General features: G+C 64.2%; 22 protein-coding genes. 18 read left to right on the top strand and 4 right to left on the bottom strand.

All coding sequences use genetic code 11. The features are described 5' to 3' along the window. Positions 1-99 precede the first annotated feature (99 nt). The 14 genes from A5706_RS31580 to A5706_RS31515 all read left to right on the top strand — a co-directional run bounded on the left by A5706_RS31580 (position 100) and on the right by A5706_RS31515 (position 15795). Positions 100-900 (top strand): ABC transporter substrate-binding protein, encoded by an 801-nt coding sequence (locus tag A5706_RS31580; protein ID WP_156767437.1) that lies wholly within the window; start codon positions 100-102, stop codon positions 898-900. Positions 901-997: 97 nt separating this feature from the next. Continuing rightward, positions 998-1774: a 2-keto-4-pentenoate hydratase gene (locus tag A5706_RS31575; protein ID WP_068140718.1), complete on the top strand. Its 777-nt coding sequence runs from the start codon at positions 998-1000 to the stop codon at positions 1772-1774. A gap of 13 nt (positions 1775-1787) precedes the next feature. Then, positions 1788-2660, top strand: coding sequence for a 3-hydroxyacyl-CoA dehydrogenase family protein (locus tag A5706_RS31570; RefSeq protein ID WP_082964768.1), 873 nt, complete (start codon positions 1788-1790; stop codon positions 2658-2660). A 188-nt stretch (positions 2661-2848) separates the two neighbouring features. Then, positions 2849-3559, top strand: coding sequence for an ABC transporter permease (locus tag A5706_RS31565; protein ID WP_068140715.1), 711 nt, complete (start codon positions 2849-2851; stop codon positions 3557-3559). A 44-nt stretch (positions 3560-3603) separates the two neighbouring features. Then, positions 3604-4413, top strand: coding sequence for an ABC transporter permease (locus A5706_RS31560; protein ID WP_068140712.1), 810 nt, complete (start codon positions 3604-3606; stop codon positions 4411-4413). 4 nt (positions 4414-4417) lie between these two features. After that, positions 4418-5866 (top strand): MCE family protein, encoded by a 1449-nt coding sequence (locus A5706_RS31555; RefSeq protein ID WP_068140540.1) that lies wholly within the window; start codon positions 4418-4420, stop codon positions 5864-5866. A 37-nt stretch (positions 5867-5903) separates the two neighbouring features. Next, the gene (locus A5706_RS31550) at positions 5904-6932 is read left to right on the top strand and encodes a virulence factor Mce family protein (RefSeq protein ID WP_068140536.1); all 1029 of its coding nucleotides are present in this window, start codon (positions 5904-5906) and stop codon (positions 6930-6932) included. Beyond that, positions 6929-8257, top strand: a complete 1329-nt coding sequence (locus tag A5706_RS31545) for an MCE family protein (protein ID WP_068140533.1) — start codon at positions 6929-6931, stop codon at positions 8255-8257. Before A5706_RS31550 ends, A5706_RS31545 begins: the two co-directional genes overlap by 4 nt. Continuing rightward, positions 8254-9561, top strand: coding sequence for a virulence factor Mce family protein (locus tag A5706_RS31540; protein WP_068140530.1), 1308 nt, complete (start codon positions 8254-8256; stop codon positions 9559-9561). The genes A5706_RS31545 and A5706_RS31540 overlap by 4 nt, the downstream gene beginning before the upstream one ends. Beyond that, positions 9561-10694 (top strand): MCE family protein, encoded by a 1134-nt coding sequence (locus tag A5706_RS31535; protein WP_156767436.1) that lies wholly within the window; start codon positions 9561-9563, stop codon positions 10692-10694. Before A5706_RS31540 ends, A5706_RS31535 begins: the two co-directional genes overlap by 1 nt. A 1-nt stretch (position 10695) precedes the next feature. Then, entirely contained in the window at positions 10696-12144 is a 1449-nt protein-coding gene (locus A5706_RS31530; RefSeq protein WP_068140522.1) for an MCE family protein, read from the top strand. A 17-nt stretch (positions 12145-12161) separates the two neighbouring features. Beyond that, entirely contained in the window at positions 12162-13268 is a 1107-nt protein-coding gene (locus A5706_RS31525; RefSeq protein ID WP_068140519.1) for a branched-chain amino acid aminotransferase, read from the top strand. A 97-nt stretch (positions 13269-13365) separates the two neighbouring features. Then, complete coding sequence (locus A5706_RS31520) at positions 13366-14580, top strand: cytochrome P450 (protein WP_197518044.1); 1215 nt, start codon at positions 13366-13368, stop codon at positions 14578-14580. 330 nt (positions 14581-14910) lie between these two features. Continuing rightward, positions 14911-15795: an IclR family transcriptional regulator gene (locus tag A5706_RS31515; RefSeq protein ID WP_082964766.1), complete on the top strand. Its 885-nt coding sequence runs from the start codon at positions 14911-14913 to the stop codon at positions 15793-15795. Here A5706_RS31515 and A5706_RS31510 read toward each other — a convergent pair. Next, a complete protein-coding gene (locus tag A5706_RS31510) occupies positions 15792-16145 on the bottom strand; it encodes a Rieske 2Fe-2S domain-containing protein (RefSeq protein WP_197518043.1) in 354 nt (117 codons plus the stop codon). The two genes, A5706_RS31515 and A5706_RS31510, sit on opposite strands and share 4 nt — an antisense overlap. Continuing rightward, entirely contained in the window at positions 16142-17098 is a 957-nt protein-coding gene (locus A5706_RS31505; RefSeq protein WP_068140512.1) for a hypothetical protein, read from the bottom strand. Before A5706_RS31505 ends, A5706_RS31510 begins: the two co-directional genes overlap by 4 nt. A gap of 433 nt (positions 17099-17531) precedes the next feature. On the opposite strand from A5706_RS31505, the gene A5706_RS31500 reads away from it, so the two are divergent. Beyond that, the gene (locus A5706_RS31500) at positions 17532-18515 is read left to right on the top strand and encodes an amidohydrolase family protein (protein WP_068140510.1); all 984 of its coding nucleotides are present in this window, start codon (positions 17532-17534) and stop codon (positions 18513-18515) included. Positions 18516-18525: 10 nt separating this feature from the next. Here A5706_RS31500 and A5706_RS31495 read toward each other — a convergent pair whose 3' ends face one another. Together A5706_RS31495 and A5706_RS31490 are read right to left on the bottom strand one after the other, a co-directional pair. Continuing rightward, positions 18526-19794 (bottom strand): NAD(P)/FAD-dependent oxidoreductase, encoded by a 1269-nt coding sequence (locus A5706_RS31495; RefSeq protein WP_068140507.1) that lies wholly within the window; start codon positions 19792-19794, stop codon positions 18526-18528. An 11-nt stretch (positions 19795-19805) separates the two neighbouring features. Continuing rightward, positions 19806-23309, bottom strand: coding sequence for an indolepyruvate ferredoxin oxidoreductase family protein (locus A5706_RS31490; protein ID WP_068140706.1), 3504 nt, complete (start codon positions 23307-23309; stop codon positions 19806-19808). Positions 23310-23444: 135 nt separating this feature from the next. Here A5706_RS31490 and A5706_RS31485 point away from each other — a divergent pair, with 135 nt between their 5' ends. From A5706_RS31485 to A5706_RS31475, 3 genes are all read left to right on the top strand, one after another. Continuing rightward, complete coding sequence (locus A5706_RS31485) at positions 23445-23942, top strand: Lrp/AsnC family transcriptional regulator (RefSeq protein ID WP_068140504.1); 498 nt, start codon at positions 23445-23447, stop codon at positions 23940-23942. Between the two features lie 223 nt (positions 23943-24165). Further along, positions 24166-25383, top strand: a complete 1218-nt coding sequence (locus tag A5706_RS31480) for a cytochrome P450 (RefSeq protein WP_082964764.1) — start codon at positions 24166-24168, stop codon at positions 25381-25383. Between the two features lie 558 nt (positions 25384-25941). After that, positions 25942-26590 (top strand): alpha/beta hydrolase family protein (locus A5706_RS31475; protein ID WP_068140696.1); only part of this gene is annotated, 649 nt, incomplete at its 3' end.

Below are 26590 nucleotides of genomic sequence, written 5' to 3'. Positions count from 1 at the left end.
GACCTGGTCCCGCTGACGATGACTCCTACCGAGACATTTTGGCGACTCACCCAGTGCGACGAGTTCGATGTCGCGGAGATGTCGTTATCGGGCTTCATCATGCGCGTCGCGCGAGGCGACGATCGCTATGTGGGCCTGCCGGTGTTCACCTCGCGGGTCTTTCGCCATGACGGCATCATCTTGCGTCGGGAGATCGAATCCGCTCACCAGTTGCCAGGTAAGCGGATCGCTGTTCCCGAATACCACATGACCGCGGCGCTTTTCATGCGTGGGCTGTTGTTCGACGAGTACGGCCTCGATCATCGCAGCATTACCTGGGTGCAGGCAGGCCATCACACCCCCGGCCGAATCGAGCGCGAATCGATTTCGATACCCGATGTGACTATTGAGGTCGAACGTGAGCGAACGATCGATGAGATGCTGGCCGAGGGATCGGTAGCGGCCAGCCTGAATCCGTATGGGTCGGCGCTGCTGGGGGGATCAGCGCCCATCGTGCGCCGGCTTTACCCGGATCCCTTGGCGGCCGAAATCGAATACTTCGGTCGCACCGGCGTCTATCCGATCATGCATCTGGTCGTGGTGAAACGGGATCTTTATGAGCGCCACCCGTGGGTTGCGCTCAATTTGTACAAGGCGTTTGTCGCGGCCAAAGACCTTTGCCTGGAACGGATGAAGGGCATCGGCGGGCACTCGCCGGTGGCGCTGCCGGGGTTTTTGCATCGGCTTGATGATGCCCGCGAGATCTACGGGGCGGATTTGTGGCCCTACGGGCTTGAGGCGAACAGGACGACGCTCGACACGGCGTGCCGATATTCCTTTCAGCAGGGGCTCAGCAACCGGGCGGTGGCACCCGAGGAGTTGTTCGCCGACACGTTGCGCGTCCCTGAGGCGATCGACTGAGAGGGCGCCATGGCATTGGCAATCCCCCCGCGGTCGCGGTGGTCGAAACGGTCTGGCATTAGTGCCGGAATGTGATGAGAGCGGACTGGTTATGGTGATGACCGCACGCGAGCATGAGAGCGTCGCACAGGAATTGCTGGGCTGCTATAAGACTCGGCGCCCGATTGATCCGCTGGTGGAGCGGGCCTCGGGGATGACAGTGGATGACGCATACCGGATCCAGGTGGCGCAAGCCCGCGACCGGACGGCGGGGGGCGAGGTTGTCGTCGGATACAAGGTCGGCTTGACGTCGGCGCCGATGCGCACCGCGCTGGGAGTCGATGTTCCCGATTACGGTCACCTGTTCGACACCATGCTGTTAGCTGACGGCGAAGGGATACCTCTCGACAAATTCATTGCCCCCAAGGTTGAGCCCGAGGTGGCCTTTGTGCTCGAGCACGATCTGTGCGGCCCCGGTGTCAGCGCTGCCACCGCTGCCCGGGCGGTCGCTTATTGCTTACCGGCAATAGAAATCATCGACAGCCGTATCCGTGATTGGCGAATCACGCTGCGCGACACCATCGCCGACAACGGCTCGTCCGGGGCGTTCGTCCTCGGGGAGCGCCCGGTCCGGGTCACCGATTTGGATCTGCGAATGATCGGTTGCGTTTTCGCCAAGAACCGCACCGTGCGCGAGACTGGCGCGGGTGCGGCGGTATTGGGCGGCCCTCTGAAATCCCTTGCCTGGCTGGCGAACACACTTGCAGAGCAGGGGCCCTTGTCCAGCGGCAGCATCATCATGTCCGGTTCGATCACCGCGCCGTTGAGCGTCGCCCGCGGTGACCTATTCGACGCGGAGCTCGACCGCCTGGGTCGGGTGTCCGCACAGTTTTGAGGAGGAGGTCGAAATGAGTGAAATAGGTCCCGGGGCAACGGTTGCGGTGCTGGGCGCGGGACTGATGGGGTCCGCCATCGCTGCCCAGTACGTGACGGCGGGATACCAGGTGCGGGTGACGACCTCGCCGTCAACATCGCCCGAAGAGGCGATCGAACGGGTGCGTCGCCAGGTCAATAACGGCCGCGTCGATGTGCAGTGGTGCATCACGGTGACCGAAGCCGCCACCGAGGCTGCGATCGTGATCGAATCGCTGCCGGAGGTGCTCGAGGTCAAGCAGGTGCAACTCGGTGAAGCTCAGGCGGCGTGTCCGTCGGCTATCTTGTGCACCAACACCTCGTCGCTGCTGATCGGTGATATCGCGGCCGCCCTGGCTGACCCCGCCCGGCTGGTCGGCACGCACTATCTCAATCCGCCCGCAGCATTTCCTGTGGTCGAGTTGATCGCCGGATCCCAAACTTCACCGACGGTCTACGCGGATATCGAGGCTGTGCTGCGCGCGATGGGTCAAACCCCGATCAGGGTTCGCAAAGATGTATCGGGCTTTGTGATCAACAGGCTGCAGTTCGCCTTTCTGCGCGAAGCGGTCTGCCTGGTCGACGAGGGCATCGTCAGTGCCGAGGACCTTGACATCGTGGTCCGCGACGGTCTTGCCCGGCGCTGGGCACAGGCGGGGCCTTTTACCGTCGTTGCGATGGGCGGCCCGCCGCTGTTCGCGCGGGTCGCCGCGCAGGTGTGGCCCCATCTGTCCAACGCCACCGCGCCTAGCGATGGCGTCAGCCGGCGCAGCTTCGATGCCGGCGAACTCGAACGCGTCAGGGCCCACGTTCGCCGCGAACTGCTCGCCATCTCGGCCGCACACGCCCAACGTGCCGAAATCGCTTAACTAGCCGCCGGCATAGATCGGTTCCGCTCTTCGAAACACATCATGCGGCCGGCTCACGGGCCGACGAACATGCATCCATGACGAAAATCGCGGCGGCCGGTGTCGGCTCGAGCTGGCGCCGCGGTGCAACCGCAACAGCGGGGTGGGTGGCGGACCGGCCACTGCGCGCCTTCGGTGATTTCTGCGCGATGGCGTTGGACGCGTTGTTTTTTCTGCCCCGGCGGCCATTCAGGTGGCGCGAGTTAGCGCTGCAATTCTGGTTTGTCGCGCGGGTGTCGATCGCCCCAACATTGCTGTTGGCCATCCCGTTTTGCGCGCTGTCGGTGTTCATCACCAACATTTTGCTCATCGAGTTCGGTGCCGCCGACATCTCCGGCGCCGGTGCCGCGTTGGGCACGGTGACCCAGATCGCCCCCATCGTGACCGTGCTGGTGGTCGCTGGCGCCGGCGCCACGGCGATGTGCGCCGACCTGGGCGCGCGCACCATTCGAGAAGAACTCGACGCCCTGCGAGTGCTCGGCATCAATCCCGTGCAAGCACTCGTCGTGCCCCGCATGATCGCCTCCACTTTCGTGGCGATGCTGTTGTTGTCGCTGGTCACCCTGACCGGGTTGACCAGCGCCTTTTGCTTCTCGGTCTTCATCCAGCACATCACCCCCGGCGCGTGGGTCTCCAGCCTGACCCTTCTGGTGGGCCTCACCGAGGTGGTCGTGTCGCTGGTCAAGGCCACATTGTTCGGCCTGGCCGCCGGCCTGATCGCCTGCTACAAGGGCATCACCGTCAGCGGGGGACCCGCCGGGGTCGGCAACGCGGTCAACGAGACGGTCGTCTTCTCCTTCATCGCACTGTTCGTGATCAACCTGATCGTCACCGCCGTCGGCGTGAAGGCGGCAATGTGAGCATCGAATCGGTTGGTACCCAGCGGTATCCGCGGACCGCTCACATCATCGACGGCTGTGTCGGAGCCTGGCGGCGGCTGGGACGCCAGACCCGGTTCTACGCCCGCACACTGGCCGCTACGGGTGACGCCTGCACGCGCTACCGGACCGAGATTGCGCGCCTCGTGGCTCAGATGAGCCTGGGCACTGGGGTTCTCGCGATCATCGGTGGCACCATCGTCATCGTCGGTTTCCTGACCCTGTCCACCGGAGCGATCATCGCGGTTCAGGGTTACAACTCGCTGGCCGGGATCGGGGTGGAGGCGCTGACCGGTTTCGTGTCGGCATACCTGAACGTGCGCGCGATCGCACCCACGACGGCGGGCATCGGCCTGGCGGCCACCATCGGCGCTGGGGCCACCGCCCAGCTGGGCGCGATGCGCATCAGCGAAGAAATCGACGCCTTGGAAGCGATGGGCGTGCGCTCCATTGCCTACCTCGGCTCAACCCGGGTCATTTCCGGTGTCGTCGTGATCATTCCGCTGTACTGCGTCGGGCTTTTGACATCGTTTTTTGCCGCGCGTTTTGGAACCACGTTCGGCTACGGACAGTCAACGGGCGTCTACGACCACTACTTCAACACCTTTCTCAACCCGCTCGATGTGCTGTGGTCGTTCGTTGAGGTCGTCGCGATGGGCGCGATCATCATGCTCATCCACACCTACTACGGATTCACCGCCTCCGGCGGCCCGGCAGGGGTGGGCGAGGCGGTCGGGCGCGCGGTGCGCACCTCGTTGGTGTGTGCGGTGTTCATCACCTTGCTGGTCTCGTTGGCCGCGTACGGGCATTCCGGCAACCTCGATCTCTCCGGATGAGCCGATGGACATAGATGAGTCCGATGGCAGCCTCGACCCGGCGTGGTGGGCGCTGTTGCTGGTTGGGGTTCTCGCTGCGGTCCTGGTGCTGACCGGGCTGGTGTTTAGCGATTCCTTCAATTCCTATGTGCCCGTGCTGCTTACGTCCGACCGCGCGGGCCTGGTCATGGACACCGGCAGCAAGGTCAAGTTGCGCGGGGTGCAGGTCGGCCAGGTCAGCGGAGTTTCCGGCGGCAGCGGGCCGGTTCGGTTGAAGCTGGATATCTATCCGGACGAGATCCGGCACATCCCGGCCAACGTGTCGGCCCGGATTCGGGCCACCACCATATTCGGCGCCAAATACGTCGAGCTGTTATACCCCGAGCATCCCAGCAGCCAGCGGCTGGCTGCCGGACAGGTGCTGCAGTCGCAGAACGTCAACACCGAAGTCAACACGGTGTTTCAGGATCTGGTCGATGTGCTGCACCAGATCGACCCCGCCAAGCTCAACGGCGTGCTGTCGGCCTTGGCTGAGGGTGTTCGCGGCGAAGGACCGGCTATCGGTGAGGCCACCACCGCCGCGAATCAGGTGCTGTTGGCGCTGAACTCACGCAGCGACACCGCGCGTGCCGACTGGCGGGCGGCGAAGCGCTTTTCCGACGCCTACAGTGCGGCAGCGCCCGACATTCTGCAGACGCTCAATGCGGCGAGCACAACGGGTGCCACGATCACAGCCAACGCGTCGGCGCTGGATGCGTTGTTGCTCAGCGTGATGGGCCTGTCCAACAGCGGAATTGGCGTGTTGGCGCCCAACCAAGCCAACCTGATCAATTCGGTGAACACGCTGCGCCCGACGATGGACTTGTTGTTCAAGTACAACCCCGAGTACACCTGCTTGCTGTTGGGCGCCAAGTGGTACCTCGACAACGGGGCCTACGACATGCTGGGCGGCAACGGGCGTTCGTCGATTCTGGACATCGGCTTTCTGCTCGGCGATGACCCCTACCGGTATCCCGATAACCTGCCCGTCGTGGGCGCCAAGGGCGGACCCGGCGGCAAACCGGGCTGCGGCTCGCTGCCGGACGTCTCCAAGAACTGGCCGGTGCGTCAACTGATCACCAATACCGGCTGGGGCACCGGGGTGGATGTCCGGCCCAACCCCGGAATCGGTTTCCCCGGTTGGGCCAACTACTTCCCGGTGACCCGCGGCACACCCGAGCCGCCGAGCATCCGCTATCCCGGCGGGCCCGCGCCCGGCCCGATTCCCTACCCGGGCGCGCCGCCTTACGGGGCGCCGCAATACGCCCCCGACGGAACCCCCCGGTATCCGGGACTGCCGCCCGCACCCGCTCCCGGTCCGCCTCGTGAACCCGGCCCCACACCGGGCTCGGAGCCGTTCGTGGTTTCGGCGCCGGCCACCGCGCAGCCGACCCCGGCGCCTCCGCTTCCCCGAGAAGCCGCCCCAGCCCCATGACCGGCCAGACAGTCGAGACAACGATCCAGGAGAGGCCATGACAGGTTCGGTGTCGGGCGCCATCTGGCGCTCGGCGATCTTCATCGCCGTCTGCCTGGTCGGCACCTTCGCGCTGATCGCCGTCTTTGCCCAGCTGCGCTTCGAGGCGACCAGAAATTACTACGCCATATTCAGCAACGTCAGCGGCCTGGAGAACGGCAACTTTGTGCGGATCGCCGGCGTGGAAGTCGGCAAGGTCCAAAGCATCTCCATCCAACGTGATGCCACCGCGCGGGTCGAATTCAGCGCCGAAGACTCGGTCGTGCTCACCGAGGGCAGCAAGGCGGTGGTTCGCTACGACAACCTGATCGGGGGCCGCTATCTGGCGTTGCAGGAAGGCGCCGGAGGACCGCGCCGGCTGCGACCCGGAGAAACCATCCCCATCGACCGCACCGCGCCCGCATTGGATCTCGACGCTCTCATCGGCGGATTCCGGCCCCTGTTTCGCGCCCTGGATCCCGACCAGGTGAACGCCTTGTCGGGTCAGCTGATCTCGGCCTTTCAAGGCCAGGGCGCAACGATCGGATCGTTTCTTAGCCAGACCGCGGCGCTGACCGACACGTTGGCCGACCGTGACCAGTTGATCGGACAGGTGATCGTCAACCTCGACAGCGTGCTCGGGTCGCTGGGTGACCGCAGCACGCAATTCGCCAAGGCGGTGGATTCGCTGAGCGCACTGATCAAGACACTGGCCGACCGCAAGGAAGATGTCACCAACAGCCTGGCCTACGCCAACGCCGCCGCGGGGTCGATTGCCGATCTGCTGCAACAGGGCCGTCCAGCATTGCACGAGACCATCACGCAAACGGACCGAACCTCCGGCACCGTCCTGGCCGATCACGACTACGTGGACAACCTGCTCAACACATTGCCCGACGCATACCAGGCACTGGCGCGCCAGGGCCTGTACGGCGATTTCTTCAGCTACTACGCCTGTTCTTTGTTGTTCAAGGTCAACGGCAAAGGGGGCCAGCCGGTGTACATCAAAGTGGCCGAACAGCCCTCGGGAAGATGTACGCCCAAATGAAATCGTTCGCCGAACGCAATAACCTCGTCATCGGCGCCGCCGGCGTGGTGGCGATCGCCGGCGCGGTGCTGGTCGCCTTGCAGTACGACAAGCTGCCATTCATCAACCAGACCACCAGTTACGCGGCCTATTTCGCCGAAGCCGGAGGGTTGAGAACCGATGCGGCCGTGCAGGTTGCGGGGTTCCGGGTGGGGCAGGTGTCCTCGATCGCGCTGGATGGGCCGCGCGTGCTGGTGAAGTTCACCGTCGACAAGCACATCGCGATGGGTGACCGCAGCGAGGCGGCGATCAAGACCAAAAGCCTGCTGGGCGCCAAAATTCTGGAAGTCACTCCGCGCGGTGACGGCCACCAAACCGGCCCGATCCCGCTGAATCGCACGACCTCGGCCTACCAGCTGCCCGACGCACTCAGCGATCTGTCCACCACCATCAGCGGCCTTGACACCGGCCAGTTGTCTGAGTCGCTGCACGTGCTCGCGCAAACCTTCTCCGAGACACCCCCGGCGGTCAAGACCGCGGTTGAGGGGGTGGCGCGGTTTTCCCAAACCCTTGACGAGCGTGATGCGCAATTGCGCAAACTGCTGGAAAACGCCAACAAGGCGGCGGGGGTGCTCGCTCAGCGCAGCGACCAAGTTGTGGGCCTCATCGCCGATACCAACGCCCTGCTGATCCAACTGAAAAGCCAAAGCGCGGCCCTTGAGCACATTTTCCGCAACATCGCTTCGGTCAGCGAGCAGTTGAAGGGCTTCATCGCCGAGAACCGGGCGACGATGAAGCCTGCACTGGATAAACTCAACGGCGTCTTGGCGATCGTCGACAACCGCAAGGAGCGGGTGCAGAAGTCGCTTAAGTTGCTCAACGCCTACGCCCTGTCGCTGGGGGAGGCTTTGTCGGCGGGCCCGTTTTTCAAGACCTACATCTCCAACATTTTGCCAGGTCAATACCTGCAGCCGTTCGTCGACGCCGCCTTTTCCGACCTGGGCCTTGATCCCAACACCTTGTTGCCGTCGCAGCGCGTCGACCCGCAGACCGGGCAGCCGGCGACTCCGCCGCTGCCGGTGCCGTACCCCCGCACGGGCCAGGGCGGTGATCCGCGCCGGACCCTTCCCGACGCCATCACGGGTAACCCGGATGATCACCCGTGCCTGCTGCCCGGCCCGGGCTGTTACCCGTATCGAGAACCGCCGCCGGCCGGCCCGCCCGGCGGGCCGCCCCCCGGTCCACCGGCGGGTGTCGCGCCGGCCCCGACGCCGACGCGGGTGTATGAACCCGCTCCCAACGAGATCGCACCCCCCGACGCGCCGGGCGGGGGAGGCCGGCCATGACGTCGCGCAATACCAAAATCGGCTTGGCGGCGGTGCTGGTGCTGCTCGTGGTGCTCGGCTCGGTGACGCTGGTGCGTTGTGTCGGCGGGATCGGCCGCATCAGCGTTGTCGGATACTTCGAGAACAGCAACGGAATCTTCGTCGGTGACGAAGTGCGTATCCTCGGGGTGCCGGTCGGCAAGATCGACAAGATCGAGCCCCAACCGCAACGGGTCAAGATCTCGTTCTGGTATGACTCCAAATACCGTGTGCCCGCTGACGCCAAGGCGGTGATCCTGTCACCCTCGCTGGTCACCGCGCGCGCGATTCAGCTGACCCCCGCCTACACCGGCGGCCCGGTGCTGCAAGACAATTCGATCATCTCCCAGCAGCGGACCGCGGTTCCGATGGAGTTCGACGACTTCCGCCGGCAGCTGCAGAAGCTGACCGAGATGCTGCAGCCAACCCAGCCCGGTGGTGTCAGCACATTGGGTGCCTGGGCCAATACTGCCGCCGACAACCTGCGCGGTCAGGGTCCGAACATCCGTGACACCTTGATCAAGCTCTCGCAAGCGGTTTCGGCCCTCGGCGATCACAGCCACGACATTTTCGGCACGGTCAAAAGCCTGTCTGTGTTGGTATCGGCCCTGCAGCAGAGCACCGACTTGATGGTCGCGCTCAACCAGAACCTGGCCACGGTGACCGGGCTGCTCGCCGACGATCCGACGAAGATCAACGATGCGTTGCGTGATGTGCACGCGGTCATCGATGACGTCCGGGGCTTCGTTGCCGACAACAAGGAAGCGCTGGGTACGACGTCGGAGAAGCTCGCCTCGGTCACCACCGCGCTCAACGAAAGCCTTGATGACATCAAGCAATCGCTGCATGTTGCCCCGACAGCCCTGCAGAACTTCGTCAATGTCTATCATCCCGCCCAGGGAGCTCTGGTCGGTGCGCTGGTGGTCAACAACTTCGCCGACCCAATCACGTTCATCTGCGGGGCAATTCAGGCGGCCTCGAGGCTCGGTGCCGAGCAGTCGGCCAAGTTGTGCGTGCAATACCTGGCGCCGATCATCAAAAACCGCCAGTACAACTTCCTGCCACTGGGCGAAAACCTGTTTGTGGGCCCGAATGCAAGGCCCAACGAGGTGACCTACAGCGAAGACTGGATGCGTCCGGACTACGTGCCGCCGGCGCCCGCCGGTGCCCCTGCGGCCGGCCCGCCCGCCGATAGTGCCGCACCTGTGCCTGCCCCCCCAGCAGTGTCGACCAACCCGGCCGACGGCCTGCGGGGAATGATGGTGCCGCCGCAAGGGGGCTCCTGATGCGCGCACGGAAGTGGTGGAGCACGACGGCAGCGGTGATGCTTGTGGCGAGCTGCGTGGCCGGTTGTGGGTGGCGGGGTTTGAACTCCATTCCGATGCCCGGCACGCAGGGCCGAGGGCCCGGGGCGTACACGATCCAGGCGCAATTACCCGACGTGGACAACCTGCAACGGAACTCACGGGTGCGGGTGGGCGATGTCACGGTCGGCACCGTGAGCAACATCGCGCGCCAGGGCTGGCATGCGTTGGTGACTATGCGGATCAATGGTGACGTGCAGCTGCCGGCGAATGCCACAGCCAAACTCGGGCAGACCAGCCTGCTGGGTTCGCTGCATGTCGAATTGGGCCCGCCCACTGACGCACCGCCCACGGGCAGGCTGCACGACGGCTCGCTGATCCCGCTGGCGTCGGGGGGCGCGTACCCGAACACCGAGCAAACGCTGGCGGCGCTGTCGTTGCTGCTCAATGGGGGCGGCCTCGGCCAGCTTCAAGACATCACCAAGGCGTTTAGCACCGCCTTCTCCGGGCGCGAACAGGACGTGAGAAGCCTGCTGACCCAACTCGACAAGTTCATCAACAACCTCAATGCACAAAAAGACGACATCATCGCGGCCACCGACAGCTTCAACAAGCTGATGGGCCAGTTCGCCGAACAACGTTCGGTGCTGGACAAGGCATTACGGACCATCCCCGATGCTTTGGCGGTGCTCAAAGACGAGCGGGTGAAGTTGGCGGACACGCTGACGCGCCTGGGCGGATTTAGCGCGCTGGCAGCGGATTCGGTCAACCGCACCAAAGAATCGCTGGTGGCCGAACTCAAAGATGCGGCACCAGTGCTGGAGTCCCTGGCCAACGCCGGCCCGGCTTTGACGCGTTCGCTGAGCGGCCTGGCGACCTATCCGTGGCCCGCGGAAAACATCACAAAGTGGTTCCGCGGCGATTACGCCAACTCGGTGGTGATATTCGACATGACCCTGAGCCGGATGGACGCGGCGTTTTTCACCGGTACCCGCTGGGAGGGCAACCTGACCGAACTCGAGATGCAGTGGGGTCGCACCATCGGGCAGCTGCCCAGCCCGTACACGAAAGGCAACCCGCTGGTTGTGCCCTACCATTTGGATCAGGGGCCTTAACGTGCGATTGACCAGGCTCATCCGCGTCCAGCTGGCCGTGTTCTCGGCCGTGTCGTTGACCGCGGCATCGATCATGATCTTCGGCTACCTGAAGGTTCCCGCCCTGTTGTTCGGCATCGGGCGTTACACGGTGACCATGCAGCTGGCGCGCGCTGGCGGGCTTTATCCGCGGGCCAATGTCACCTACCGCGGAACCGAAGTGGGCCGGGTGAGCGATGTACGCCTCAGCGATGGCGAGGTGGCGGCGGCGCTGTCACTGAATTCCGACATCACCATCCCGGCCGATGTCGACGCCGAAGTCCACAGCCAATCGGCCATCGGTGAACAGTACGTTGAGCTAGTGCCGCGCAGCGACCGCGGCCCAGCCCTCAAAGAGGGTGATGTCATCCCCGTAGATCGCACCACGGTCCCGCCCGATATCAGCGCGTTGCTCGATGCCACCAACCGCGGTTTGCAGGCCATCCCGCGCGAGGCTCTCAAGACCACGATCGATGAGTCCTATCTCGCCGTTGGTGGGCTGGGGGCGGAGCTCTCGCGCTTGGTGAGGGGCTCCACCACGTTGGCGGTCGACGCTCACGCCCACCAAGACGAGCTGACCTCTCTGATCGATCGATCCAAGCCGGTACTGGACTCCCAAGCCGAAAGTGCTGATGCAATTCAGGGCTGGGCGGCTCACTTGGCGACGATCAGCCGGCAGTTCCAGGGACAAGATGCGGCGGTTGCCGGAATCCTGCGATTGGGTCCGGCAGCGGCGGAGGGGGCGCGGTCACTGATCGAGCGGGTGCAGCCCACCATCCCGACCCTGCTGGCGAACCTGGTTTCCGTCGGCCAGGTGGGCCTGACCTACCAGCCCAACCTCGAGCAGCTTTTGGTATTGCTTCCCCAGATCGTGGCCGTGGCCGGCGGTGTGGAAGTCGCCAACCTCAATACCAAGTACAAGGGCATCTATCTCGCCTTCGATCTCAACGTCAACCTTCCCCCTCCCTGCGTCACTGGCTATCTGCCGCCGCAACAGCGGCGTACGCAAGTCAACGAGGATTACCCGGACCGACCCGACGGCGGCATCTATTGCCGGATTCCGCAGGACGCGTCGAACGACGTGCGCGGTGCGCGCAACCTGCCGTGTGAGACGCGGCCAGGCAAACGCGCCCCGACGGTCAAGATGTGCGAAAGCGACGAAAACTACGTGCCGCTGAATGACGGTAATTACTGGAAGGGCGACCCCAACGCAACCCTGAGCGGACAAGACATCCCCCAACTGCCGCCGGGTTCGGCACCGCAGGCCGCGCCGGCGGCACCGCCGCCGCCGATCGCGGCCGCCCAGTACAACCCCGCCACGGGCACCTATTTCGGGCCCGATGGCCACGAGTACACCCAAGCCGACCTCGCGCAAACGGCACCGACGCACAAGAGCTGGCAGAGCATGCTGACCCCGCCGAACGGCAATTGAGCATCGTGGCGAGCGCCATGCCCGGCCGCGCTCTCACGTTCGCGGTCACCCGCAGCGCGCAACCGGCCTCCGCGGAGCGGCGCGCACAACTGATGACCAACCCACCGTTCGGTCAGTATCACACCGACCACATGGTGTCGATCAGCTATTGCGCCGAAAAGGGTTGGCATGACGCGCGCGTAATCCCTTACGGGCCCATCGAACTCGATCCCTCGGCGATCGTGTTGCACTATGCCCAGGAGATTTTCGAGGGGTTGAAGGCCTACCGGTGGGCCGATGGCTCGATCATGTCGTTTCGGCCCCAGGCGAACGCGGTGCGGCTACAAAACTCCGCGCGCCGGCTCGCCATGCCCGCGCTTCCCGTCGAGATGTTCATTGATTCGCTGCGTCAACTTCTCGCGGTCGACGGCAGCTGGGTGCCATGCGGGGCCGGTGAGGATTCGCTGTATTTGCGGCCATTCGTGTTCGCCACCGAACCGGGGCTCGGGGTGCGCCCGGCGCAGCGGTACCGGTATCTGGTGATCGCCTCCCCGGCGGGCTCGTATTTCCCGCGTGGCATCAAGCCCGTCACCGTGTGGCTGTCCACCGAGTACGTGCGCGCGTGTCCGGGCGGTACCGGCGCCGCGAAGTTCGGCGGCAACTACGCGGCGTCGTTGTTGGCGCAGGCGCAGGCGACGGACAACGCATGCGATCAGGTGGTGTGGCTCGATGCGCTTGAACGCCGCTACGTCGAAGAGATGGGTGGGATGAACCTGTTCTTCGTGTTTGGCCGCGGCGCCGAGGCGCGGCTCGTCACGCCCGACCTGAGCGGCTCGATCCTGCCGGGCGTCACGAGAGACTCGTTGCTCACCTTGGCGCGCGATTCCGGATTGAGGGTCGTGGAGCGCAGAATCGACGTCCACGAGTGGGAGCAGAATGCCGCGGCCGGGGAAATCACCGAGGTGTTTGCCTGTGGCACCGCCGCGGTCATCACACCGGTCGCCGGGGTGAAACACGTGGGCGGTGGGTTCACGGTCGGCCGCGGGGAGCCGGGCCCGGTGACGATCGCGCTGCGTAAGGCGTTGACCGGCATCCAGCGCGGCACGTTCGTCGACACCCACCGCTGGATGACCAGGCTGGGCTGACCACCGTCTCACCTGCGTTCCGAATCCTAGAACGCGAGCTGGCAACGGGCCGAGGTTAGAGCACGATGAGACGTTCAGAGGAATGGGAGCTTCCAGCGTGGCGGAATTGGTGTCCTGTGAAACGAGCGGTAGCGCTGGCGGGGTGCACGCCATCGACCCGTATTCACACGAGTTCTTGAGTAACCCGTTTGCTGATCTGAAGCGTCTTCGCGAGGCGGCCCCGGCGGTGTACCTCGAGCAATACGGGATTTGGGCGGTGGCCCGCTACCGCGATGTTGATGCGATCCTGCGTGATCATGAGACCTTCTCCTCGGAATCCGGAACTGGCATCGACGACCTGAAGAAGTCCTCGTGGCGAGGAGCCAGCATCCTGTTGGAGTCGGATCCGCCGATCCACACCGTGAACAGGCGGGCAGTCAACCGGGCGGTCGCGCCGAGCGCACTCAAGGCATTGCGGGTGATGTTTGAAGAACGCGCCGACAGTCTGGTCGAAAAGCTGATCACCAAGCGGCAATTCGATGCGGTTTCCGAGTTAGCGGAAGTTTTTCCTGCCGAGGTGTTTCCTGAGGCCTTCGGGCTCAAAGATAAGAACAAAGACATGCTGCTGGCGTTCGAGTCGATGGTGTTCAACGGGTGGGGGCCGCGTAACGATTTGTTCGAAGCGGCGATGATGCGTGCAGCGGAGGTCACCAATTGGGTGCATCAACAGTGTTCGCGCGCAGCGCTGACTGACGACGGCCTGGGGGCGCGCATCTACAGTGCGGTCAGCGCGGGCGAGATCACCGAGGAGAACGCCGATTTGCTGGTTAGATCGTTCCTGGCGGCCGGCGTCGACACCACGATCAATGGAATTGCGCTCGCCATCGGTGCGTTTGTGCGCAACCCCGACCAGTGGGAACTGCTGCGTCGGTATCCAGACCTGGCCCGAAGCGCATTCGATGAGGCCCTGCGGCTGGAATCACCGGTGATCGGGTTCTTCCGCACAACGACCTGCCCCACCACGATCGATGGAGTAGACATCCTGGCCAACGCCAAGGTGTTGGTGTTGTTCGCCGGAGCAAATCGTGATCCCGACCGATGGGAACGACCGGACGACTTCGATATCAAACGAAAAGCGGTCGGCCATGTCGCATTCGGCATGGGGGTGCACAGTTGCGTCGGTCAGGCCATTGCACGGCTGGAGGCCGAGGTCTTGTTCAAGGCACTGGCCGCGCGGATTCGGACGTGGACGCTGGTTGGTGAGCCAAAACCGCGCCTGTGCAACACTTTGCGCGGCTACAGCCACCTGCCCGTCGAGGTCCAACCGGGTTGAGCCCCGATTCGCAACGCTCACGAAGAGGTGAGATGTGCTGGGGGCCAAGCGCTCCCGCTGTCGCCAGCGCCCGACGAGGGGCCAAGCGAGAGACGCCGCCCTCGGCGGTGTGGGCGTTGCGCCGGACTGATCGACCACCGGTGTCCACGGCCATGGGCGGCGGCAATCGGAGAAGGCGCTGTCGCACCCTTCGGCGAAAGGATTTGATAAAAGCCAAAAAAGAACATATCCGTTACGCATTTAACGGAGCGGAAAGATTATTGACTTGTAGGATGTGGGAACCGAAAGCTCTTCAAAAATGGTTCGGTTGGCAAGGAGTGGGGTGAGGCAATGAGTCCACCGGTGGCCGCCAGGCCTGCGTGCCCGGGTCCAGCCACGTCACGAGCCAACCGGACTTCGCTGGACAAGGCGATCGACATCCTCAACGCTTTTGACGGTCCAGGGATCACGCGGTCGCTGACGCAAATAGTCGAGGCGACTAGCCTTCCGAAAGCTACCGCTCATCGCCTGTTGGCGACGTTGGTGGTTCGCGGCCTAGTCGAGCGCCGCGACAGCCGATATGTTCTGGGCACGCGGATGTTCACGCTGGGTAACCAAGTACCGTTCTGCCGTCCACGTCAGCTGCGCGAAACCGCCAAGCCGATCCTGCACGCCGTGCACAGCAACGTGCGCCAAAACGTCCACCTGGCGATCCTCGACGACGATCAAGTTCTCTACGTGGAAAAACTCGCGTTGCCCAAACAGACATTGCCCACCGCTGTCGGCGCCAAATTGCCGGCGCATCAAACGGCGCTGGGCAAGGCGTTGCTCGCCTACTCGGGTTCGATCGCCGTCGAAAGCTATTTGAGCCGACGGCTGAGTGCGGCCACCTCCTGCACGGTGACCGATCCCGACAAGATGTGGCGAGAATTGGTCGACGTACGCGCGCACGGGTTCGCCACCGAACGCAACGAAAGCATGATCGGGCTGTCGTGTGTCGCGGCGCCCATCTTCGGGCCCGGAACCCAGCACCCGATCGCGGCGGTGAGTGTCAGCCTGCTGGGCGGCCAGGTATCGCCGTTGGACTATGTCACCACCGCGCAAAACACGGCGCGCAGCATTTCGTCGGCGCTGCGCAGTGCGGTCAGAAGTGGCCACTTCACCCGGCCGGGTATCAGCGCGGCGGCACCGGAGCGATGTGCGGAGCCCGCGCAGGCCGAGCTGGAGGCACCCTAGCCGCGCTCGACCGCCACAATGGTCTCGGAGATCTCCAAGTCATAGGTGCGCAGCGCGTCGCACGCCGGCGGCCCGACATTTTTGCCGGTGGCGAGGTCGAACATCGAGCCGTGCCAGCCACAGACCAGGACACCGTCGTCGAGCTCGCCGTCTTCAGAAAGCGATGCCGGGCGATGGGTGCAGGTGTCATCGATGGCGTGAAACTGGCCGTCGACGTTGAAGATTGCTATGCGCCTGTCGTCTGTCTCGAAGACGCAGGACTGTCCGTCGGCGGGAAGCTGTGTGACGGGTCCCAAGGTTGCCCGCCACCTGCCCGATCCGCCACCGGCGCCCACGTATGCGGCCGTCACGCCGTCAGATCCCATAACGCTGCCCACAGGCCGGTCATCGCCCGGTAAATCGGTTGGTATTCAAGAACTTTAGGGGTGGCGCCGTCAGGAAGCGTGCCCAGTAGCGTTATGCCCTGCAGGAATTCGGAGTCTCCGTTGGCGACCAGTTCGTCGGCGCTGTGCGCGGCGATCCGATGGAAATCCGCTACGCGAATCGCCTCAAGGAGCCCGTGGTCGAAGTCGGTGCAGATCGATCCCATCGCGTGCGGACCTCGATAGCCTGCGAGCGTGAACTGGGCCACGGTGAAATGCGATAGACCACCGGAGGAGCACAGCACCACCCGCTTGCCGTCGCCGGCGTGTGCCAAAGCGCCGCGCAGCGCCCGTCCGAACTCGAAGTAGCGGCGCGGTGGGGGAAACGGTGGAGTCACGGCGTTGACGAAGATCGGCAGAATCGGTGTGCCGGCGTCGGGCACGAAATGATGGGCCACTTGGGTGAAGGCGTGCGCGGTCAGTGCATCTCCGTGCGGTTTCCACACCTGAGCGACGTCGAAACCGTTGTCCAGCAACAGCCCCAACAGTTCCAGTGCGAAAGGCCGGTCACAGGGGTATAGCCGGGATGTCTGCGACATGCGATCGTTGACGAGTGCTTGGTCGCCGGTGTAGATGGCGAATTGCGGAGCGCCGAACGGACCGAAGTTTTCGTCTTGGTCATTGCCGATGATGATGAGAACGTCGGGCGCCAGTTCGGCCAATCGCTGCCGGATCAGGTTCTGGACCGCCTCGATTTTCGCGAATCGTCGGGCCGCATCGTCAAATTCTTCCCGCTCGTAGTCGTCCGGGCCCGCCGGGGGTTCGTGACCGATGTGTTTGGTGTAGATGCCGCGCAGCAGCGTCCGTACTCCGTCCCACTCCTTGGGGTCCATCAAGGCGGTGGCGTGACTTGTCGCAAAGCCAGCGAGCGCTTGCGCCATCGAGCTGCCCTCCTGTCGCGATTTACGCACGGTCGAATGTCGCGAGGTTTCCTGATCGCGAACCCTCCTTGCATGAAACTATGCGCTGCCTGGGTTGGTCACCGCGCGTGCCAACTGGTGGAACCGATCTTGTCTTGATTTGCTCGCGACCAGCATGGCGCTGGCCGCCGATTTTCTGGAGTCGTTGTTGGCGAGTTACTCGCGCGACCTGCGACGTCAGCCGATTCCGCTTACGCGACAGCTCGATCACGCGGGAAGGGCGGGCACCAAACTCAGCGCCGGCGTGACGTAATGCGCGGCCACTTGCATTTGTGTCGACCCGAAAACCGATAAGCTCAAAGGAGTTCACCAGAGGTGCTGTTTTGACGGCCCGCTGAGGATACTGCGCCTGCACTTGGCGGTGCCGGTTTGAGTGACGAGCTGAGGATGATGAATGGTTCGAATCGACACCCACCACCACTTGATCCCGCCGGACTATCGAGCCGCTTTGGACAAGTGCGATGCGGAGGTCCCGGGGCGTCGCTTGCAGCCGGATTGGAGTGCCGAGCATGCGCTCGAGATGATGGCGCAGCTGAGTATCGGCACTGCGATCCTGTCGATATCTGCCCCGGGGACCACCATTTTGCAACGTACGTCGGATGCCGCCGCTCTGGCGAGGGATCTCAATGACTTCACCGCAGCGATCGTTGCTGAGCGCCCGGAACGATTCGGGTTTTTCGCCACGGTGCCGATGCCTCACGTGAAAGAGTCGGTTGAAGAAGCGGTTCGCGCCTTGGACGAGCTGAATGCAGATGGGATTGTGCTGCTGGCCAACTCGGCTGGCGTCTATTTGGGCCAGGAGGGGCAGGAGGAGCTGTTCGAGGCGCTGGATGCGCGGTCGGCTGTCGTGTTCGTGCATCCCGCCGAGCTGCCCGGCCCGACGGTACCGGGTATCCCGCCGTTCGTCGCCGATTTTCTGCTCGACACCACTCGGGCAGCATATCTGTTGGTGCGCAACTCGATACGGTCTCGCTATCCTCACATCCGGTTCATTTTGGCCCATGCCGGCGGCTTCGTGCCCTACGCCGCACACCGGCTCGCGATCGCCATTCTCGGTGATACCCGTCGAAATCCCTTGGATACCCTGGATGAATTCTCCAGCTTCTACTACGACACGTCGCTGTCGTCGAGTCCTGCCGCGTTGCCGAATCTGCTGGCGTTCGCCAATCCGGGCCACGTCACGTTCGGCTCGGATATTCCTTTCGCGCCCATGGCGGCCAGCCAGTACTTCGCTGAAGGTATCGACTCCTATCCGGGGCTCGACGACATCACCCGCGAGGGGATTAACAACCTCAATGCGTTGGCGCTGCTGCCCCGGCTCAGCACCCAGCCGCAGTGGGCGGCGGCCGCCGCGGGCCACGAGTTCATCTCCCCGTAGCGATACGGAGTCAGCCGGTCGAAACGTCATGGTGCTCGCTCAGATTGTCGCGATTTTGTTGGCTCGCTTCGTTTTCGAGTAGCGGTCGGTACTGCGCCAGTAACGCGGGCGCGCTGACCCCGGCGAGGGCTACCAGCAAATCTCCCGCGTAGTAGCCAGCCAGCAGCTTGCTGGGCGCCGGGGCCTGAGCATCCGTCGGATCCGCGCCGTGCAGCAGTCGCACGCGGTCGGCGAGCCCGGGGCGGCCGAGCAGTTGTACCCTGCGGCCGTATTGATCCGACCAGAAGTAGGGAAGCAGCGGCCGCACTCGCTGGCGGGATTGTCCCGCCAGGTCGCGCAGCAAGGTAGTGGCCACGATCGCGGCCTGCTCCACGGCGGTGGTCCAATGTTCGAAGCGGCTTTCTTGGCCGTCTGTCTCATCGTGCCAGCAGGCGACATCACCTAGCGCATATACGTGCCCGAACGCCGAAGCCAGCCCCCGGACGCGTCCGGCGCCGTCGCAGGTGATGCCTGTTGCCCAGCCCTGCGGCCGGGCATCTGCCAGCCATTCGGTGTCGATCCGCGATCCGACTCCGACGACCGCGATGTCGGCCGAGCGTCGCGATCCGTCGGTCAACGTCACAGTGACGGCCTCGGTGTCGTCATCCACCGAGCGCAGGCCGCGACCGGTCAGCAACCTCACTCCATAGCGAGTGGCCATGCGCCCGAGGATGCCGCCGACCACCATGCCCAGACTGCGTTGGTAGGGGACGGCTTGTACCTCCACGACGGTGACGTCCAGCCCGCGGTCGTGTGCCGCAGTGGCCACTTCTGCGCCGATGAACCCGGCCCCGATCACCAACAGGCTGCGCGCAGTTTCCATCGCGGCGCGCAAGGCCAGTGCGTCGTCAAACGTGCGTAGCGTATGTGCCCGTCGGTGGCCGGACAGGACAGGCAGGGTACGCGCGCGCACTCCCGTAGCGATCACCAGGGCGTCGTAGTCGACCTCCGCGCCGTAATAAGTCGAGACGGTGCCCGGCCGCAGCCCGGTGGCCGCAGCACCGTAGCGCAGGTCGATCCCGAGGGCTTCGTGGCCGTCGTCGGGCCCGAGAAGATCTGGCAGCGGGTCGGTTTCGGGCTTAAGTAAGCGTTTGGACAGCGGCGGTCGATCGTACGGCGGATAGTTCTCATCGCTGAGCATCGTGAGCTGCCCGGTGAATCCGGTGGCCCGCAATTTTTCCGCGGTGTGCCAGCCGGCCAGACCGCCGCCGACGATGACAACGTGTTTGTGGTCAAGCATCGCCGCGCTCGTCAGTGGTCCAGCAGGTCGGCAAGTGCGGTTCCGATCGGATAGCCGAGTTCTGCCCGTCTCATCCGATAGGCCTGCACACCGCGTAGTTTGACCTCCTCGAATCCGCGAACCAGGTCGGCGGTATCAGCGATCGTGGCAGCCAGTTCCGTTCTGTGCTTGGGAAGGTTTGGCTGAAGCTGGCCGATCAGGTCGACGTAGTCATCGATGAGCGCTCGTTCGATGCGGCGGATGCGTGTGTGCCCGAATGGGTCGAACGGTGTTCCCCGTAAGGCGCGGCCTTTGGCCAGGCCACGCAGCACGGGCCGCCACATCGGGCCAAGGGTGATCTTGTGGCCCAGGCCGGCTCCGCGCAGGGTGGGCGGATGCAGGTTGAACGAGACCCGCCGGGCGCCGGGGACCTGCTGGGTTAGTGCGCGCATCTGGGTGGGGTCGGTGAGTAGGCGCGCGACTTCGTATTCGTCCTTGTAGGCCATGAACCGGTGCAGGCCCCGGGCGACGGCACAGCTGTATGCGGTCCCCGCACCGGTGAGCCGCTCAGCCTGCGCGGCGGATTCCACGAGTTCGATGAATCTGCGAACAGCGCTGGGGCCCGAGTGGGCATGCAACTGGGCGGCGAGGACGCCGGCCAGGCGGCGAGTTTCACCGAGCAGTTCGGTTTCGGCGACCCAGCGTTCGGGGTCCAAGGCCGCAGCCACCGGTACTGCCGGGGGCGGGGATGTGGCCGCTGTAAAGGCGTCGGGGTCAGCGACGGCGACTCGGCCCCATCGGAAGGCCGCGATATTTGCTTGGACGGCAACGCCGTTGATGGTGATGGCCGACTCGATGGCAGCGGCCGACATCGGCAGCAGACCGGCTTGATAGGCGCCACCGACGACCAGTAGGTTGGCGACTTCGGTGGTGTCGAACAATGCTAGTGAGGCGCCTAGCGCGTCCAGCGAGGCGACCCGACGGCAGGCTGTCCCGATGCGGCCGAGCAGCTGTGACCCGCGGGGATATCGGATGGTGGGGTCGTAGACCATGGTGCCCGTTGGGGTGGGGCTGGTGGAGGCGATCGCGGCGGTTCTCGCGGGATCGCACCGCCGTAGGTTTGTCGGTTCGGCCGCAACCATAAGGTCGAAGACCAGGTAGCAGTCGGCGGCACCGTCGCTGAGCCGGTTGGCGGGTTCGGGCTGCTCGTGAGACAGCCGAAGATGCGATGTCACCGGTCCTGCTTTTTGTGACAGCCCCGTTTGATCCAGACCGGCGCAGCGCAGCCCTTGTTGTAATGCCGCGGTCGCCAACACTTGGTTGACCGTCACGATGCCGGTTCCGCCGATCCCGGCAAGATAGATGTCGTAGGTGGAATCGATGGCGGGCAGCCGTGGTTCGGGGACCGCTGGCGGTGGGGGCGGTGCTGGATGGGTCGATGCCTGGCTCGGGTCGATGTCGACGGTGACAAAAGACGGGCAGTCGCCGGCCAGGCACGAGAAGTCGACGTTGCAGGAGGATTGGTCGATGCGGGTCTTGCGCCCGAAGTCGGTGTCGACCGGCTGCACCGACAGGCAGTTGCTTTTTGCCCCGCAGTCACCGCATCCTTCGCAGACGGCTTCGTTGATGACGACGCGTTTGGTGGCGGGGGGGAGCTTTCCGCGTTTGCGTAGCCGCCGGGCTTCGGCGGCGCAGCGCTGGTCGTAGATGATGACGGTCACCCCGGCCACCTCGCGCAGCAGACGCTGCGCTTCGTCGAGCCGGTCGCGGTGCCAGACCAAAACGCCTGGGCCGAGGTGCTTCTTGCGTGCGGCTCGCCTGCTGTAGCGGCCGGGGTCGTCGGCGCAGATGATGATGCGCGCCACTCCCTCGGCGTGGAGTTTGCGAGTCAGAGTCGGCACGTCGAGGGCGCCCTGGGCATCCTGGGCGCCGGTCATCGCGACCGCGGAGTTGTACAGGATCTTGTAGGTGATGTTCACCCCGGCGGCGATGCATGCCTGGATCGCCAGTTGCCCTGAGTGGAAAAGTGTTCCGTCGCCTAGGTTTTGGAAGATGTGCCCGATATCGGTGAAGGGCGCTTGTCCGATCCACTGTGCGCCCTCGCCGCCCATCTGGGTCAGCGATGTGACTTGCGACGCTTCGCGGGGCACGATCGTCACCATTGTGTGGCAGCCGATTCCGCCGGCGGCCAGCGAGCCTTCGGGCACCGTTGTCGAGCGGTTGTGCGGGCACCCGCTGCAAAAGTATGGAATGCGGGAGGTCTGGTTCGGTGAGATCAGCGGCAACCGTTTGCGGGGCGCCGCCAGTTGCACGTTGCCGCCGAGCAGGCTGCGCAAGGGTGCGGCCAACCGGTCTGCTGTTAGCGCGCCGTCGGCCGGGATAAGCGGATCACCGTCGCGGCCGCGCTTCCCCAGCACACGCGGGGCGCCACTCGTGCCGTAAAGGATGTCTCGGACTTGGGTTTCGACGAACGCGGTCTTTTCCTCAATGACCACTAGTTCGCGTAGGCCGCCCGCGAAGCGCCGTAGCACCGCACCGCCGAGGGGGTACGGCATTCCGATGCGCAACAGCCGAATGCCGGCGCGGCGGAGGCCCGCGTCATCGAGCCCCAAGTCGCGCAGCGCCTGACGGGTGTGATCGAACGCCGTCCCGGTGGCCGCCACACCCAGCCACGCATCGGTTGTGTCGACTTCCACTTGGTCAAATGGGTTGAGGGCGGCGAACTGTTGCACCATTTCCCAGCGCGGGCCGACCAGGTCCGCTTCGGCAGCCAGGCAGTCGGTGGGCGCTTGCATCACGCGTTGCTGGTATGTCCAGGGCCGGCCCTGCCACGAGACGCGGGGTCGCTGGATGCTCAATGCGGAAAAGTCGTTGTCGACGCTCCACAGGCCATCGGCGACGTCGGCGACGACCTTCACGCCGACCCAGCACCCCGACGCGCGCGACAGCTCAATGCCATACAGCCCGAAGACGATCATTTCCTCGCTGTTGCGCGGAAACAGCACCGGCATACCCAGCGCCGACAGCGATCGCTCCGATGCGCATGGCACCGTCGACGACTTGGCGCCGGGGTCATCGCCGACCAGTACCAGGACCCCGCCCTTCGGATCGGCACCGTAAAGGTTCCCGTGCCGCAGCACGTCGCCGGAGCGGTCGGCGCCGGGGCCCTTGCCGAACCAGATGCCGACCACTCCGTCGTAGGCGCGGGAGCCCGTCGGCAGCGCGGACTGGCTGCCCCAAACAGCCGTTGCGGCAAGCTCTTCGTTGAGGCCGGGGACGAACCGCATCCCGTGCTGATGGGTGAGCTCGGGTGCTTGAGCCAGGGCCTTATCTACTCCCGCGAAGGGGCTGCCGGGATAGCCCGACACCAAGCTGGCGGTGTGAAGGCCGGATCGCTTATCACGCACGTGCTGCTCGACGAGCAACCGTGGCAGGGCTTGCAATCCGGTGAGCACGACTGGGCCGGCACCCGATTGGAATCGCTGGGAAAGTTCGTATTTGCGCAGTCCGGGGCCGGTCGACGGCTCGGAGGTCATCGTCATGGCCGACTGCCAGAACTGGTCAACATGAAACTGTATTCTCTGATCGGACAACATTACGCGCAACTAATCGATGCTGAGTTGAGCAGACTGTCATGCTTAGGCTATTACTATCGGTAGCGGAGGGTCACCTTGACAACCATCGACGAGCTCGACGCGGATATCATCGCGGCTCTGTGTGACGATGCGCGGACCAGCGTGATGGATTTGGCGCAGCGATTACGCGTGTCACGCAACACCATTCACGCGCGGCTGAGTCGACTCGCGGAGGCTCAGATTGTGGCGGGTTATAGCGTGCGGGTTCGCCTCCTTGAGGCCGGCATTCCCGTCGAGGCCTTTGTCGACGTTGAGCTCGCTCAGGGAGCGCTTCAGTCGGTCGTCGATGCGCTGGGCGAGATGCCCAATGTCTTGGAAGTGCACGTGACGACGGGGCGTGCCGATCTGATGGTGCGCATTGCGGCGCGCACGCATGAAGAGCTGCAGCACCTGATTCAAGAGATGTATGACGTCCACGGTGTGAATCGCACGACGACGCACATCGCCTTGTCGACGCCGGTGCCCTATCGTGTGGGTCCGCTCTTGGCGCACCTGACGCGGGCGGCGGGGCGTGGGCGATCGGGGGGTGCCTGACAACGCGGGCGATCATGGTGTCCTGCTGAGTGCGCGACAGACGTGTTGCCAATGTCGACCCGATCGTGCGGTCAGGGAGTTCAGTCATGTGGAACTGCCGTGGACGCCGTTGCGCGGACACGTTCACCATGAGATACCGCCGGAGGGTCTCCAGGCGGCCGAAGACGATTGTTCAGCAACCGATTGGTCGTGATTGACGGTGACAACTCAAGCCGGGGACAGAGTGCTGGCGGACGAAATTGTCCCAGGGCTCAAACTCGATCAGATGGGATTCGGCGGGGCCGACATCGATGACGCGTGCGCCGTTTTGCGGCGTGAAGCGCCCGTGGCTTGGTATGAACCGGGGCGGTTTTGGAGCATCGTGCGATACGAGGACGTCAAATTTGTATCGGAGCGACCAAAAATATTCTCCTCGGCCAGAGGGGTGATGATGGGTGATCAGCTCAACGACGACCGGATTTCCAGGGGCGGCAGTGTAACCGGCGAGAACCTCATTGAATTGGACCCACCGAGGCACATGGAGGTCCGTCGGGTGTTGAGTCCCGCGTTCACCCGTCCTGCGGTGGCGCGGCTTGACACCCGCATTCGCGAAATCGTCGACGAAGTGCTCGAGTCGGTGGACGACACTCAGCCGCTGGACCTAGTGCAGTCGTTCGCGGCGCCCATTCCGATCCGCGTGATCGCCGAGCTGCTCGGGGCGCCCGCTGAAGATTGGCTGTTGTTCAAGCGGTGGACGGATGCGATGGTCGAGCTTATTCAGCCCGATACTTCCGCGGAGCGGGCGGCCGCGGCCGGCGCCGAGGTGGCAGCGATGAATGTCTACCTCGCCGAGCTACTAGCAAGAAAGCGCCACGAGCCCGGCGACGATCTCACTAGCCTGATGCAGCACTCGAAGATCCACGGTGAAACGCTGTCGCCCGAAACGGTCCATACGATGTGTGTTGCTCTGCTCGTGGCCGGCAACGAGACCACTCGAAGCCTGTTGGCCGGGGGTGCCTGGCTTTTGGCGCAGCACCCAGACCAACGACGCCGTGTTGTTGAGGACCATGGCAACCTCCCGCTGGCGATCGAAGAGTGCCTCCGCCTCGCCTCGCCCGTCACCGCGTTTATCCGTACTGCCACCGAGGACACGGTGCTGGCCGGCCAGCGGATAGCGGCGGGCGACTGTGTGGCGATGTTCTACCGCAGCGCGAATCGGGACGAGAAGATCTGGCAGGACCCGCTTGCCTTCGACATCTCCAGACCAGTCGGCAAGGGCAACCTAGCGCTCGGCTGGGGCGAGCATGTGTGTTTGGGAGCGCATCTGGCACGTCTGGAAGCCCGTATTGCATTGGGTGAACTGCTGCGGCGGTATCCGGCCTATGAGGTCTGCGGCGATGTCCAGGATTTGCTCACTCCGCTCATCAGCACAGTGCTCGAACTACCCGTCGTGTTGCGCTGACCAGTCACCAATTAGTGTGGCGGTTGGTGAAAACCGCCTGAGCGGCAAGGGAATTGCTGCGAATGCTAACGCCTGCGATGGCGGCAGCGATGGACGTTCGGCGCGGCCACAGCGTCGGCTCAGGTAGTGTCAGGCCGCCTCGCTGAGTGCCGTTCAATCATGCGGAACAGTCGTGGACAGCGCGGTACCGGTTCGGCGACGATGATGAGATAAGTTGCTCCGGCACAACGTATCCGGTTCCGGAGAAGACGGGTGTTCGCTGAACGCGCGGCGCGTCCATCGTGGAGCTCTCGGACCGGCCAGAGAGGGGACGACATGGATCCCAATCCCGACTATGACGTCAGTGATGAGCTGGAATTTGCCACGTCGTGGTTCGCGTGGATCCTTCGGGGCCACTACCCGCCGCCAGCCTATCCGCCGAACTAGTGGGCGACGGCTTCAATGGTCTTTTGGGCCGATCCAGGTAGCAAGCAGACCCTTGGCCAATGGCGACCAAGTGCGTCAATTAGCGCCTGTATTAGGTCTTTTCGCGCTCGAGCGCGTGGTCTCAGCGCCAGAATGGCGCACATCGGCGTGGTGGCGGTCCTTCTTGGGGGTGGAATGCCGTGGGCGCCTTTCGCGAAGGCCAATGCAGACGTCGAATACCTGATGGTGCCGTCGGCGGCCATGGGCCGCGACGTCCCGGTTGCGTTCCTGGCTGGCGGCTCCCATGCGGTGTATCTGCTTGATGCCTTCGACGCCGGGGAGACGGTGAGCAACTGGGTGACCGCGGGCAATGCCATGAATGCGCTTGGTGGCAAGGGGATTTCGGTGGTTGCGCCCGCTGGCGGGGCTTATAGCCTGTATACCAATTGGGAGCGCGACGGCGGCAGGCAATGGGAGAGCTTCCTCGCCGACGAATTGCCAAACTGGCTAGCAACGAACAAGGGGATGGCGCCGGGGGGCCATGCCATCGTGGGCGCTTCGCAGGGTGGCACCGGGGCGCTGACGCTGGCGGAGTTTCATCCGGACCGATTCCGCTACGCCGGGTCGATGTCGGGCTTTCTCACCGTCGGAAATACCACACTCAACGGTGCGATCACCGCGGGCATGATGCAGTTCGGCGGGGTTGATACCAACAACATGTGGGGCCCGGCGCAGCTCGGTCGGTGGAAATGGCATGACCCTGACGCTCACGTGCAGCTGTTGGCCGACAACGGCACTCGGT

This window comes from Mycobacterium sp. E796 (genome assembly GCF_001672815.1).
In the GTDB taxonomy this organism is placed as follows: domain Bacteria; phylum Actinomycetota; class Actinomycetes; order Mycobacteriales; family Mycobacteriaceae; genus Mycobacterium.
This window is presented reverse-complemented; position numbering and strand designations above follow the sequence as displayed.

Bases quoted from the DNA above. Each gene is read 5' to 3' on its own strand.
- A5706_RS31580 (WP_156767437.1), top strand. From the start codon at position 100: ATGCGCGTCGCGCGAGGCGACGATCGCTATGTGGGCCTGCCGGTGTTC.
- A5706_RS31575 (WP_068140718.1), top strand. From the start codon at position 998: ATGACCGCACGCGAGCATGAGAGCGTCGCACAGGAATTGCTGGGCTGC.
- A5706_RS31570 (WP_082964768.1), top strand. From the start codon at position 1,788: ATGAGTGAAATAGGTCCCGGGGCAACGGTTGCGGTGCTGGGCGCGGGA.
- A5706_RS31565 (WP_068140715.1), top strand. From the start codon at position 2,849: ATGGCGTTGGACGCGTTGTTTTTTCTGCCCCGGCGGCCATTCAGGTGG.
- A5706_RS31555 (WP_068140540.1), top strand. From the start codon at position 4,418: ATGGACATAGATGAGTCCGATGGCAGCCTCGACCCGGCGTGGTGGGCG.
- A5706_RS31550 (WP_068140536.1), top strand. From the start codon at position 5,904: ATGACAGGTTCGGTGTCGGGCGCCATCTGGCGCTCGGCGATCTTCATC.
- A5706_RS31545 (WP_068140533.1), top strand. From the start codon at position 6,929: ATGAAATCGTTCGCCGAACGCAATAACCTCGTCATCGGCGCCGCCGGC.
- A5706_RS31540 (WP_068140530.1), top strand. From the start codon at position 8,254: ATGACGTCGCGCAATACCAAAATCGGCTTGGCGGCGGTGCTGGTGCTG.
- A5706_RS31535 (WP_156767436.1), top strand. From the start codon at position 9,561: ATGCGCGCACGGAAGTGGTGGAGCACGACGGCAGCGGTGATGCTTGTG.
- A5706_RS31525 (WP_068140519.1), top strand. From the start codon at position 12,162: ATGCCCGGCCGCGCTCTCACGTTCGCGGTCACCCGCAGCGCGCAACCG.
- A5706_RS31515 (WP_082964766.1), top strand. From the start codon at position 14,911: ATGAGTCCACCGGTGGCCGCCAGGCCTGCGTGCCCGGGTCCAGCCACG.
- A5706_RS31505 (WP_068140512.1), bottom strand. From the start codon at position 17,098: ATGGCGCAAGCGCTCGCTGGCTTTGCGACAAGTCACGCCACCGCCTTG.
- A5706_RS31500 (WP_068140510.1), top strand. From the start codon at position 17,532: ATGGTTCGAATCGACACCCACCACCACTTGATCCCGCCGGACTATCGA.
- A5706_RS31495 (WP_068140507.1), bottom strand. From the start codon at position 19,794: ATGCTTGACCACAAACACGTTGTCATCGTCGGCGGCGGTCTGGCCGGC.
- A5706_RS31490 (WP_068140706.1), bottom strand. From the start codon at position 23,309: ATGACCTCCGAGCCGTCGACCGGCCCCGGACTGCGCAAATACGAACTT.